Origin of the sequence: Pseudarthrobacter sp. MM222 (assembly GCF_947090775.1) — a bacterium.
In the GTDB taxonomy this organism is placed as follows: Bacteria; Actinomycetota; Actinomycetes; order Actinomycetales; family Micrococcaceae; genus Arthrobacter.
Genome location: NZ_OX352321.1, coordinates 3,086,635 through 3,099,586, shown reverse-complemented (window position 1 = coordinate 3,099,586; position 12,952 = coordinate 3,086,635). Strand labels below are relative to the sequence as shown.

Here is a 12,952-nt window from a genome sequence, read left to right as displayed (position 1 = left end):
AACTCCTAGGGCACCCGCCGCGGCGGGTGCCCTAGGAGTTTAACGGTTCAAGACCACCGGGCCTAGAAGGCGACGGTCACGTCTCCGTTGGGCCATTCCTTCTCGATGAAGGCCTTGACCTCGGGGGAGTGCAGGAGCTCGTCGAGTTTCTTGATCCGGACGTCATCCTTGGAATCCTCGCGCCAGGCCAGGAAGTTGGCGTAGGGGTTGTTCTCCACTGACTCCACGGCCAGGGCGTTCTGGGTGCTCAGGCCGGCCTTGAGGATGAAGTTGCCGTTGATCAGGGCCAGGTCCACGGAGGGGTCCTTGAGGTCGTTGATCAGCAGTTCGGGCTGGTTCTCCGAGAACTTCAGCTTCTTGGGGTTCTGCTCATCGCTGAGGGTCAGCACGGAAGTGTCGTCCTTGATGTCCTTCACCAGGCCGGCGACCTGGAGGACCTTGAGGGCACGGACCTGGTTGGACGGGTCATTCGTGATGGCCACCTTGGCGCCGTCCTGGATGTCCTTGATGTCCTTGACCTTTTCCGAGAATGCGGCGTACGGCTCGATGTGGATGCCCTCGCCGTGGCCGAACTTGTAGCCCTTGGTCTTCACCTGGTCCTCGTACCACGGCAGGTGCTGGTAGTAGTTGGTGTCCAGTGAGCCGTCGCTTAGTGCCGTGTTCGGCGTCTGGTAATCCTCGATCTCCTTGATGTCCAGCTTGAGGCCGGCCTTCGGGGCGAGGTCTTGGTTAATGAACTCCAGGATCTTCGCCTGCGGGACGGGGCTGGCGCCGACGGAGAGGGTGACCGGGTTGGCAGGGTCAAGGGTCTTGACCTCGGCGCTGGGGGTGGACGAGCCACCGCAAGCCGTCAATGTCAGGGCAGTGACAATGCCGGTGGCCAGGAGGGTAAGTGACTTACGCATCGGATGCGTTCCTTTCGAAGTAGCTGGAATCACGACGTCGACGCCGTGATCCGTGCAGATGCAGAGGGCGGCTACCCGCTGCAGGGTGATGGTTTGGAGGACGGCGGTCCGGCCGGGCCGGACCGGGCCGCGGTGTGCAGTCGCTGGAGCCGGACGTCAGCGGTGATCGAGGCTGCGGGATATCCGCTCGCCCACCAGTTGGATGACCTGAACCAGGACGATGATCAGCACGATGGTGACGAGCATGACCGTGACGTCGAAGCGCTGGAAGCCGTAGTTGTACGCCAGCTTGCCGAGGCCTCCGCCTCCGACCAGGCCGGCCATGGCGGAATAGCCGACGAGCGTGACCACCGTGGTGGTGGTGGCCGCGACGAGGGCGGGCAGGGATTCACGCAGCATCACCTTGCTGATGACCTGCATGTTCGTGGAGCCCATCACCTGGGCCGCGTCAATCTTGCCGTGGTGCACATCGCGCAGGCAGGTTTCCACGAGCCGGGCGAAGAACGGAATGGTGCCGATCGACAGGGACACCGACGCGGCCACCGGACCGAGGCTGGTGCCCGTCAGGGCCCGGGCCAGCGGAATGAGGGCGACCATCAGAATGGCGAACGGGATGGACCGGGTGATGTTGACGATCACATCGCTCAGGACGCGGTTGGTCACCGGCATCGGCCGCAGCCCGCCCGGGGCGGAGACGTGCAGGAAAACGCCCAGCGGAAGGCCGACCAGGACCGTGAAGAACGCGGAGATACCGACCATTTGGAGGGTCTCGACGATGGCCTCCGGCAGTGCCTTGACCAGGACGGGGTTGCTGAAAATGTCGTTCATGAGAGGCCTCCCTGTTCCCCGCGGAGGAGGACAGAATTCGGGAGAGGAGCGCCGGAATCCGGCAGGTCGGTCTCGGAGTCCGGGAATGCGGGCTCCGCGGCGGCGGCCGGCGCGGCGCGCTTGGCCGCGATGCCGCGGTCGTGGAGGTAGCGCAGCACGGCGTCGACGTCGGCGTTCTCGGCCAGCTGCACGCGAAGGTGGCCGAACTGCTGGCCGCCCAAAGTCTCGACGCTGCCGGCCAGGACGTTGATGTCGATGTCGAAGTGCCGCGCAACGCCCGTCAGCACCGGCTCCTTGGCGCTGTCGCCGGAGAACAGGATCTCCAAGGCGGGGCCGCCCTGCAGCGCGCCGGGCAGTGGCTCCGACGCCGGGAGCGGCAGCAGGGCGCGGGCAAGCATGCTGTCCAGGTCGCCGGCCACGTCGCGCAGGGCGCCGTGTTCAATGATCCGGCCCCGGGACAGCAGGGACACGGACTCGCAGACGCGCTTCACGACGTTCATTTCGTGCGTGATAATCAGCACGGTGAGTTGCAGACGGCGGGTCAGCTCCTGGATCAGGTCCAGGATCTCATCCGTCGTGGCGGGGTCCAGTGCGGACGTGGGCTCGTCGCAGAGCAGCACGTCGGGGTCCGAGGCAAGGGCGCGGGCGATGCCAACACGCTGGCGCTGACCCCCGGACAGCTGCGACGGGTAGGCGTCCTCGAAGCCCTCCAGCCCCACGAGCTTCAGGAGTTCGGCGACCCTGCTCCGGATCTGGTCCTTCGGGGTTTTCACGAGTTCGAGCGGGTGGGCCACGTTGCCGGCCGCGGTCCGGGAGTCCATCAGGTTGGCGTGCTGGAACACCATGCCGATGCGGCGGCGGGCAGCGCGGATCTCCGAGTCCCGGACCGAGCTGAGTTCGGTCCCGTCAATGCTGACGGAGCCGGACGTCGGGCGGTCCAGCAGGGTCAGGCAGCGGACAAGGGTCGACTTGCCCGCGCCGGAGTGGCCGATGATGCCGTGGATGGACCCCTTCGGCACCGAAAGAGTGACGCCGTCGAGGGCCACCACTTCCTTCTTGCCCTGCCGGTAGACCTTGCGAAGGTCGGTAACTGTGATCATTGATCCTCTGGCGTTTGGGGATTGGGCGCGGCATAACACACGCACGCGTCTGAACTAAATTATGTCAGCGCCGCGATTCGGCAGCCACTTACGCAGAAAATTCAGATATTCGCCGGGAACGGTACCGAATATTCGGAACCTGGAGGACCTCGGCCACGTGGCGGCGGTGGCAGGCCGGGCTGTGCGGAATCCCTGCCCTGCCCTTCCCGCGCGCGGGCGCCGGGAACGCCCTGTGATCTCCGTCCCAGCGGCCCCCGGGGGGAGGACCAGGAGCCGGGCTCGCTGGGCCGCAGCCAGCGCGCGCTGGGCTAGAAGTCCCCGCGGCTGGCATCTTCCGGGGGAAGCACGGGCCAGTCGCCTTCGATCACGGCGGCTGGCTTGGTCTTGCGCAGGTACGTCTGGAAATCCGTGGCCTGGGCGGAGGCCCAATCGACCTGCAGCTGGTGCAGGTGGCTGGCCGGCATCCTCAGCTTCGGAAACTTCCCGGCCATGGCATCGAGCACGCGCAGGGTGGCGAGGGCGTCCGCCGCGGAGGTGTGGGCGTTGTCCAGGTTGACGCCGTACTCCTCGCAGAGGGCGGTCAGGGTGCGCTTGCCTTTGCGGTAGCGGTCCACCTGTTTGTTCATGACGTAGGGGTCCAGCACCGGGAAGCGGCTCAGCTGAGGCACCCCGTACCGGGCCGATTCGGCGGCGAGCACAGTGAAGTCGTAGCTGGCGTTGAAGGCGATCACGGGCACGCCGGTGTCGAACAGTTCCTGGAGCACGGCCGCCAGTTCCCGTGTCACGTCCGCGGCCGGCCGGCCTTCGCTGCGGGCCTTTTCAGTGGTGACGCCGTGGATGTCACTGGCCTCCGTGGGGATCTCCACGCCCGGATCGGCAAGCCATTCATGTTCCTTGATGATCCCGCCGTGGGAATCCACCACGGTGACCGACGCGGTGACGATCCTGGCCGAGCGCGAGTTCCGGCCGGTAGTTTCAAGGTCGAAGGCTGCGCGGGGGAGGGTGTTCCAAGTGGTCATGCGTCAACGCTACCTGCTGCCACCGACAGTAATGCGCCACCCGCGCCGGCCGCGGCGCGGGTCCGTTGAAGGCCCCGGCCAGGACCGGACCGGCCGGTGCCGAGCAGACAGGGCGCCTGCCCGGCTAGGCTTGAGTCATGCGGATGGAGTATGTGGAGGCGGTGCTGGAACTTGTGGCATTGATCCCCGCAGGCACCGCGGTGGCGTACGGCGACGTGGCAGAACTCCTGGGTTCCGGCGGCGCCCGGCAGGTCGGGTCCGTTTTGAGCCACCACGGCAGTTCGGCGCCCTGGTGGCGCGTCCTGAAGGCCAGCGGAGATGCCCCGCCGGGTCATGAGCGCGAGGCGTTGGCGTTGTACGTCCTGGAAGGTACCCCGCTGCTGGGAAGCTACGCGGAGTACCTCCGCACCGGCGAAGGGCGGTGGCGTGTCGACCTGATGTCGGCGCGGTGGGCGCCTTCCGACGGTGACTTCGACCGGATTGACGCGATCGCCGAAGGGCTCGAACGTAGGCGGCATAAAATGTCGGCGCCCGATGATGAAATGACCGTGTGAGCACCTCCAGCCAGAACCCCACTCTCCGCCTGCTTCCGCCCCGCAAACAGCACACCACCGTTCCGTGTCTTTCGGCGGACCAGCGCGCCGCCGTTGACGTCCCGCATGGTTCCGGGCCCGTCCTCGTCCCTGGAGCCCCGGGCACCGGCAAGTCCACCGTTCTCGTGGAGGCCGCGGTGCGCCGCGCCCGGCGCGACGGCCTGGACCCGGAGCGGATGCTGATCCTGGCCCCGGGACGGCTCGCCGCGGACACGCTGAGGGACCAGTTCACGGCGCGGCTGGACCGGAGCCTGAGTACGACGCCGGCCCGCACCTGGGCGTCCTACGCTTTTGATCTGATCCGGCGTGCCAAGGCCGAAGGCATCCTGCCCCTGCCGCGTCCCCCGAAGCTCCTGTCCGGCCCGGAGCAGGACCTGATCATCAAGGAGCTCCTCGAAGGCCATGCCCGGCCCGGACTCGAGCTGCCCTGGCCGGAAGACCTGGGCGCCGCCCTGCAGACCCGGGGGTTCCGGCAGGAGGTCCGCCAGCTCTTTGACCGGATCATCGAATCCGGGCGCACGGCCGAGGATCTGGTGGTCCTGGCGGCGCGCTGCCACCGGCCGGACTGGGTGGCCGCGGCCGCACTGTATTCCGAATACCGTGACGTCCTGGACCTGCGGATGCCCGAGGCTTTTGACCCGGCGGGCATCATCACCGCAGCCCGCCAGATCTTCCAGGACGCCCCGGACTTCCTGGCGGCCGAGCGCGCCCGGCTGCAGCTGGTGCTGGTGGATGATATCCAGGAAGCGAACCCTGCCGTGTTCGAACTGCTCGCGGATATTGCAGCCGGCAAGGATTCCCTCATCACCTTCTCTCCGGACACGGTGGTTCAGGGCTTCCGCGGCGCCCGCCCGGATCTCGTGGCCGAGCTGCCGCGGCTGCTTGCGCCCGCTGGCGGAGCCGTCCTCGAACGCCCGCTCTCGACGGCGCACCGCCACACTCCCGCCGTGGCGGAGGCCTGGCTCTCGGTAGCCGGGCGCATCTCCCGCCGGGCGGGTGGGCAGTCCGCGCGCCGGCTCGAGCAGCCCGGCCCGAACGCAGCGACGGGTACCGGCAGCGGTCCCGCCCCCGCCGCCGGCCTGGAAGCGGCCCGTCCGGAACCGGGGCACCTCGGCGCCGGCCGGGTCGAGGCGCACCTGCTGCCGTCCCCGGTCCACGAACTGCGCTACGTGGCGCAGCGGATCCTCGAAGCCCAGCTGAACGACGGCCGGGAATTGGGCGAGATCGCCGTGATCGTCCGCAACGGCGGCCAGCTCGGACAACTGCAGCGGTACCTCTCGGGCCAGGGCATCCCCGTCCGGATCCCGGTGGCTGAATCCGCCGTCCGCGACGAAGTCGCCGTCCGGCCCCTGCTCGACGCCTACGCCGTGGTGCTGGATCCGGCTGTGCTGACTCCCGAGGCGGCGGTGGCCCTCCTGACGTCACGGATCGGCGGCGCCACGTCGATTGAACTGCGCCGGCTTCGGCAGTCGCTGCGCCGCGAGGAAATCCTCGGAGGTGGCGGCCGCACCAGCGACGCCCTCCTCGTCGAGGCCCTGCTGGAGCCAGGGGCACTGGCCACGCTCGGCATCGAGGGGTACTCCGCACGCCGGATTGCCCGGATGATCCACGCCGGCAGGGAAGCCGCGCAGGCGCCCGGCGGCAATGCCGAAACGGTACTGTGGGCACTCTGGAGCTCCACCGGCCTCGCTTCACGGTGGACTGAGTCTGCGCTGGCCGGGGGAGCCGCCGGAGCCCGCGCCGACCGGGATCTCGATGCCATGATGGCGTTGTTCCACACCGCCGAGCGCTACGTGGACCAGCTTCCCGGCTCAGGTCCCGAACAGTTCCTCGAGTACCTGCTTAGCCAGGAACTGCCCATGGACACCCTGGCGGCGAGGGCGCAGCTGGAGGACGCCGTGGAACTCATGACCCCCGCCAGCTCCGCCGGACGGGAATGGCCGGTTGTGATCGTTCCGGGACTTCAGGAGGGCGTCTGGCCCAACACCAGGCTCCGTGGAGAACTGCTGGGCAGCACCCTGTTTGCGGACGCGGTCGAACACGGGGTGGCGTATGCGCTGCAGCTGGACCCGCTCAGCAGGCTGCGGGAAATTCGCTACGACGAGCTGCGGAGCTTTTCCACCGCGGTCTCGCGGGCCCGGCAGGAGTTGATCTGCACCGCCGTTTCCTCGGAAGACGAGCAGCCCTCCTCGTTCCTGGACTATGTGGCGCCCCTGCACCCGGACCAGGACCGGCGAGGCTTCACCCCGGTGGAACGGCCCTTGACCCTGCGCGCCCTCGTGGCGGAACTGCGCCAGCATGCCCAGCTGGACGCTCCCGAGGCTGCCGAGGCGACCGCCGTGCTGGGCGCCCTGGCTGCCGCGGAACCTCCCGTGCCCGGGGCACATCCCGGCAGCTGGTGGGGTCTTCCGCCGCTGTCCTCCGATGCGCCCGTCGTGCCGCCGGGCGGCACCGTCTACGTCTCACCGTCGAAGGTTGAAACGGTGCAGAAATCGCCGCTGGACTGGTTCGTCCAGGCTGCAGGAGGCGAGGCGGCGACCGATTTCGCCCGCAGCCTCGGGACTCTCGTGCACGCCATCGCGCAGGACCTGCCGGACGCCTCGGGCAATGAATACGTAGCCGAACTGGTGCGCCGCTGGCCGGCGCTCGGGATGAAGGACAACTGGGAAGGCAGGCTCGACTTCCAGCGCGCCGAAGCCATGGTGCGGAAGCTGGCACAATACGTGCTGCTCATGCGCGCCGAAGGCCGCAGCCTGGTCGGCGTCGAGCAGGATTTCGAGGTGAAGCTGCCCGACGTCGCACCGGACTCCCCGGAACACAGCACGGGCAGCGGCGACGCAGGTGAGCGCTGGCCGGCCCGCCCGGCCGTGCTGCGCGGCCAGGTTGACAGGCTGGAGATCGACGCCGAAGGCCGACTGGTCGTCGTGGACCTCAAGACCGGGAAACGCCAGCCCGGCAAAGCCGACCTGGAGCGGCACCCGCAGCTGGGCGCCTACCAGGCCGCCGTCCTGGCAGGAGGCTTTGCCGGCCCTGACGACGGTCCGCCCCCACTTCCGGGCGGTGCCGTCCTGGCCCAGCTCGGGACCACCACCAAAAGCCCGGGCATCCAGGCCCAGGCAGCACTGGAGCCGGCGGAGAACTGGGCGCTGGACATGGTGGGCGACGCCGCGCGCGTGATGTCGGGCACCACCTTCGAAGCGCGTCACGACCCGTCCAAGAGCGGGCACGGCGGCCACGGCTGCCGGCTGCCCGAGGTCTGTCCGCTGTGCGCACGTGGAAAGCAGGTTACCGAATGACCACCGAGGCAACGCCGCCACCCCGGCAGGCGGTGCTTCCGGCACCCCTTCCCGTCCCCAGGTTCAGTCCCGAGGAACTCTCCGCGATGCTGGGGGAGAAGAACAGCCCGACGCCGGAACAATCCCTGATTATTTCGTCCCCCCTGGCACCCCGCCTGGTCATTGCCGGTGCAGGCTCTGGAAAGACGGCAACCATGGCGGACCGTGTCGTCTGGCTCGTGGCCAACGGCTGGGTCCGGCCCGAGGAAGTCCTCGGCGTGACCTTTACCCGCAAGGCCGCCGGCGAGCTCGCCACCCGCATCCGCGCAAAGCTGGCCGCGCTGCAGCGGATCGCCGCCGAGGACTCCGCGAACCAGGTCTTTCCGGCCGGCCTACTCAGTACCGACGCACTTGAGCCCAAGGTCTCCACCTACCACTCCTACGCGAGTGGAATCGTGTCCGACTACGGTCTCCGGCTCGGCGTGGAACGCGACGTTGTGCTGCTCGGCGGTGCCCAGTCCTTCCAGCTGGCCAGCGAGGTGGTGGAGGCGTTCGACGGCGAGTACGAGCATTTCCGCGCAGCCAAGTCCACCTTGGTCAAAGCGGTGATCCAGCTCGCCGGGGAATGCGCTGAGCACCTGCAGGACCCTGCCGGGGTGCGCGGCTGGCTGCTGGAACGGGTGGCGGAGTTCGAATCCCTGCCCTACCTCGCCACGGCCAAGAAGAACCCGAGCCAGGCCGCGGGCGAGCTCAGCGCCCTGCTCCGCACCCGGGCCAGCGTTGCGGACATGGTGGGACGCTACTCCGAGGCCAAACGTGCCCGCGGCGCACTGGACTTCGGCGACCTCGTGTCCCTGGCGGCGCGGGTGGCGAACGAAATCCCGGTCGCCGCGGAAACCGAGCGCCAGCGTTACAAGGTGGTGCTGCTGGATGAATTCCAGGACACCTCCCACGCCCAGCTGGTGCTCTTCTCCCGGCTCTTCGGCGACGGCCACGCCGTGACCGCGGTGGGCGACCCGAACCAGTCAATCTACGGCTTCCGCGGGGCGTCCGCGGGGCAGCTGTTCCATTTTGTCCGGGAGTTCCCGCTCCGGATCGGCGCCGCCGAAGGCGCCGATGAGGCCACCGGAAGCGCCGAAGGCGAGGCGGACCGGAACGCCGGAGCGCCCCGCTTCGCCGTGGCGCCGACGTCGTACCTCACCACCGCGTGGCGCAACGGCCGGAACATCCTCTCGGCCGCGAACGTCATTTCGGGACCGCTCAGCCAGGCAGCCGCCCATGCGGGAGCCGCCGGCGCGCGGGACACCGCCGAAACCGTCGAAGTGCCGCCCCTGCAGCCGAGCCCGGCCGCGGTCCAGGGCCGGGTGGTGATGGGCCGCTTTGCCACGGACGAGGATGAAGCCGCGGCCATCGCCGGCGACGTGCTGAAGTTTCGGGTAACGGACTTCGAGTCGTCGGCGGCGCATCCCGAGCCCCCCGCGATGGCGGTACTGTGCCGGCGACGGGCGCAGATGGAGTGCGTCCGCCGTGAATTCGAGCAGCGGGGCATCCCGTACGAGATCGTCGGACTCGGCGGATTGCTGGACACGCCCGAAATAGTGGACCTGGTTGCCACCTTGCGGGTCTTGGCCGATCCGGGGCGGTCGGACGCCCTGATGCGGCTGCTGGCCGGAGCGCGCTGGCGGATCGGGCCGGCCGACCTGATGGCCTTCTCCGACTGGTCCCGTTTCCTGGCCCGGCGCCGGGGACGCCCCGGCAGCCCCGACGCGGACGACGCCGACGCCGACACCGGCGCGGATGAAACGGTGATCGAGGGCGACCTCACAGATGCCGCCAGCCTGATCGAAGCACTGGACTGGCTGCCGCGCGAAGGCTGGGTTTCCCGCCACGGCCGCGCACTCACCCCCGAGGCCCTCGAACGGCTCCACCGCCTCTCGGCGGAACTCCGCCAGCTGCGCGGGTTCATGGGCGACGACCTCACCACGCTGCTCGGCGAGGTGGAGCGCGCGATGCTCCTCGACATCGAGGTCGCCGCGCGACCGGGCATCAGCATCCACCAGGCGCGACGGAACCTGGACGCTTTCCAGGATGCCGCAGCGGGATTCCTGTTCACCTCCCAGCGCGTCGACGTGCTGGCCTTCCTCGCTTGGCTGGAGGCCGCGGCCGCCGAGGAAAACGGCCTGGACGCCGCCGCACCCGAAGTGAACCACGAGGCCGTGCAATTGCTGACCGTGCATGCGTCCAAGGGCCTGGAATGGGATGTTGTGTTCGTCCCCGGGCTCAATGCAGGCGCCTTTCCCAGCAGCCGCGACTCGCGCTGGAGCAGCGGCAGCGCCGCCCTTCCCTGGCCATTGCGCGGGGACCGGGCGGACCTGCCGCAATGGGACGTGGACCAGCCGGACCAGAAGGGCTGGCTCGACGCCGAGAAGGAGTTCAAATCCGCCGTCCAGGTGCACGGCGAGGCCGAGGAGCGGCGCCTGGCCTACGTGGCCTACACCCGCGCCAAACATGTCCTCTGGGTATCCAGTGCAGCCTGGGTGGGATCCCGGGCGGGCATGGCGGAGATGTCACCTTTCCTGGCCGAGCTTGAGGTGCTCGCCGGCGACGGGCGCGCGGAGATCCATCCCCGGTCCGTCAGCGAGGAATCACTGCCGGAGAAGAGTCCGCTGACCTCGGAACTGGAACTGGCGCTGTGGCCCTACGACCCGCTCGAAGGTCCGGTCGACCCGCGCACTGGCTCGCGGCTCAGGCTCGTCGCCGGGCGGCGGGCGGCCATGGAGGTGGCCGCGGCACGAGTGCTGGCGTCCCTCTCCGGCGGCGCGCCCGAAGCCGTTCTGGACCCGATCGGCGCGGCGGAGGCCCACAGGAGCGGGGAACAGCCCCGGCTCCTCCGGGGACCGGCCGGTGGCTGGGCCCGCGAGGCAGCGATGCTGCTGGAGCGCCGCTCCCGGCGGAGCGTCGTGCAGGATGTCCACTTGCCGGGCCACATTTCCGCGTCCACCCTGGTGGACCTGGAAGACGACGCCGGCTCGGTGGTCGCCAGACTGCGGCGGCCCGTTCCGAGGGAACCGGGGATGTCCGCGCGCAAGGGCACCGCCTTCCACGCCTGGGTGGAAGAGTACTTCGGCGCCGCCGGAATGCTGGACCTCGGCGAGGCGGCCGGCTCGGACGACCACATCGATGAGGCCTACGGGCTGGACGCGATGGTGGAGACGTTCCGCCAGTCGGAGTGGGCCCACCGTGCACCGGCCCATGTCGAAGTGCCGGTGGAGACGCGCATCGGAGACGTTGTGGTCCGCGGCCGGATCGATGCCGTTTTCCGGGACGCGGACGGAGGCTGGGATTTGGTGGACTGGAAGACCGGGCGCCGGCCGGCCGCAGGCCAGCTCAAAGTCAAGGCCGTTCAGCTTGCTGTCTATCGGCTGGCATGGTCTCGGCTCAAGGGTGTTCCGCTGGACGAAGTCCGCGCCGCGTTCTACTACGTGGCGGACAACCAGGTGGTCCGCCCGCACGACCTGGGGTCAGTGGAGCGTCTTGAGTCAATCGTGGCGGCCGCCCTGGGCCAGGGCTAGCGCGGCTTGGCCTCGACGACGGGCAGCGCGGTGGTCGAGGTGTCCTCGGGGGGCGTGGCGGCCACCACGGAAATGGACTGCGTCGAGGTGTCGTCCGCGGCGACGACGGTTGCCTGCGGGGCCTGAACCACCTCAGACGGCTCCTCGGCAGAGTCAGTGCCGTCGGCAGCGGCTTCGCTGGACTCGCCGGGCGCGTCGGCGGCGTCGGCAGCGGCGTCGCTGGACCCACCGGGCCCGTCGGCGGTGTCGGCCGTAGCGTCGTCGGCAACAACACCTTCGGCATCGACCGGGACAGCGGGCACATCGTCGCCTGGTTCGTCCGCAGCGCTGCCGGCGCCACCGTCATTGCCGCTGACGTCGTCGAGCGGGATGGGGGTCACCTGGACGGCGGGCATCGCGCTGCTCGACGGAACCGCCGGCAGGCCGGAGACCGAGTCCGGCGCGAGCAGCGTCACTTTGCTCACGGCCGGCACCGGAATGCTCTCCGGGTCCGTGGGCTGGTCGGGGGCGGGCGGGACCACCGGCTGCGGCAGCGGTTCCACACTGATCGGCTGTCCGCCGTGTTCCGCGACGTCCTCGGCCAGCGCCGTGAGCATCGATTCGGCCTCGTCAATCATTTCCTGGTTCCCGGCGGAAAGACCCTTGACCAGGTACTGGGCCAGGGCGAATTCGGCGGACAGGGCGGCGCGCCGGAGCAGATGGGCGTCGGGGGCGTCCCGCCGGCTGGAGGTGTAGTGCTGAAGCACAGCGTCCACGAAGTCCTGGTCGTTCGAGGCGACCAGCCAGGCCATGTCGTCCGCGGGGTCGCCGATGCGCAGATCCGTCCATCCTGTTACGGCGGTCACCCGCTCGCCGTCGACGAGCAGGTTGTCCTCGTGCAGGTCGCCATGGACGACGCAGGGGTTGAACCGCCACAGCGACACGTCCTCCAGCGCGTGTTCCCACCGCCTGAGCAGGAGCGGCGGGATCTTGCCGGTGGTTGCCGCCTGGTCCAGCTCGTTGAGGCGGCGCTGGCGGAACTCGTTCGGCGTGTAGCTCGGGAGATCGGCGTTGCTGACGAGGGAGTGCGGCAGATCATGGATCGCGGCCATGGCGGCCCCGATCTCCCGGGCCAGGGCGGCGGATCCCTCGCTGAGGTCCTCGACGGAGCGGGTGGACCCGCCCAAATGCGAGTACACGAACGTGCTCAGCGGTCCCTGCCGCACGGTGCCGGCGACGGTGGGCATCAGGAAGGGGAGCTCGGCGCGGATGGCGGGGGCGAAGGCCCGCAGCACCATGAATTCCGTCTCCAGCCGGGCGCTGGCTTCGGCATGCCGGGGGGACCGGACGCGCCAGCGCTTGCCTTCGGAGTCCAGGAGGAGCGCCGAATCGAAGTCCGCCGGATCGTCAGGCGCAGAGCTAACGGCGGTCGGGGTCAGTCCGGGGACTGCCGCGGTTGCCACAGCTGCCAGTTCGATTGGTTTTCTTCTCACGCTTCCACGGTAGATTGAGCAGCGCCCAAGACTGCGATGCACCACGGCGAGTCTTCAGATCGGGAATAAATAGCACGCGGAGAGCATGCGCTGCGGCCCCTGCGTGCCCCCGGTCACCGGGCCACGTGACCGCTCCCGCAAACACCTCCTGCAAATGTCAATTGTCAGCGGGAGTCAGTACGGTGGGT

At 69.0% G+C, this 12,952-nt stretch carries 8 protein-coding genes; 3 read left to right on the top strand and 5 right to left on the bottom strand.

Going from position 1 to position 12,952, the window contains the following annotated elements:
- Positions 1-62: 62 nt before the first annotated feature.
- From OM977_RS14080 to OM977_RS14065, 4 genes are all read right to left on the bottom strand, one after another.
- Complete coding sequence (locus tag OM977_RS14080; protein ID WP_264354545.1) at positions 63-905, bottom strand: MetQ/NlpA family ABC transporter substrate-binding protein; 843 nt, start codon at positions 903-905, stop codon at positions 63-65.
- A gap of 156 nt (positions 906-1,061) precedes the next feature.
- Entirely contained in the window at positions 1,062-1,733 is a 672-nt protein-coding gene (locus tag OM977_RS14075) for a methionine ABC transporter permease (protein WP_264354544.1), read from the bottom strand.
- The gene (locus OM977_RS14070) at positions 1,730-2,833 is read right to left on the bottom strand and encodes a methionine ABC transporter ATP-binding protein (protein ID WP_264354543.1); all 1,104 of its coding nucleotides are present in this window, start codon (positions 2,831-2,833) and stop codon (positions 1,730-1,732) included. The genes OM977_RS14075 and OM977_RS14070 overlap by 4 nt, the downstream gene beginning before the upstream one ends.
- Positions 2,834-3,141: 308 nt before the next feature.
- Entirely contained in the window at positions 3,142-3,852 is a 711-nt protein-coding gene (locus OM977_RS14065; protein ID WP_264354542.1) for a 3'-5' exonuclease, read from the bottom strand.
- A gap of 137 nt (positions 3,853-3,989) precedes the next feature.
- On the opposite strand from OM977_RS14065, the gene OM977_RS14060 reads away from it, so the two are divergent.
- Genes OM977_RS14060 through OM977_RS14050 form a run of 3 tightly spaced genes read left to right on the top strand, consistent with a single transcriptional unit; the run spans position 3,990 to position 11,292 of the window.
- A complete protein-coding gene (locus tag OM977_RS14060) occupies positions 3,990-4,406 on the top strand; it encodes an MGMT family protein (protein WP_264354541.1) in 417 nt (138 codons plus the stop codon).
- Entirely contained in the window at positions 4,403-7,741 is a 3,339-nt protein-coding gene (locus OM977_RS14055) for an ATP-dependent helicase (protein ID WP_264354540.1), read from the top strand. Before OM977_RS14060 ends, OM977_RS14055 begins: the two co-directional genes overlap by 4 nt.
- Positions 7,738-11,292, top strand: a complete 3,555-nt coding sequence (locus tag OM977_RS14050) for an ATP-dependent helicase (RefSeq protein ID WP_264354539.1) — start codon at positions 7,738-7,740, stop codon at positions 11,290-11,292. Before OM977_RS14055 ends, OM977_RS14050 begins: the two co-directional genes overlap by 4 nt.
- Here the strand turns inward: OM977_RS14050 and OM977_RS14045 are convergent.
- Positions 11,289-12,764: a macrolide 2'-phosphotransferase gene (locus OM977_RS14045; RefSeq protein WP_264354538.1), complete on the bottom strand. Its 1,476-nt coding sequence runs from the start codon at positions 12,762-12,764 to the stop codon at positions 11,289-11,291. The genes OM977_RS14050 and OM977_RS14045 overlap by 4 nt on opposite strands.
- Between the last annotated feature and the right edge of the window lie 188 nt (positions 12,765-12,952).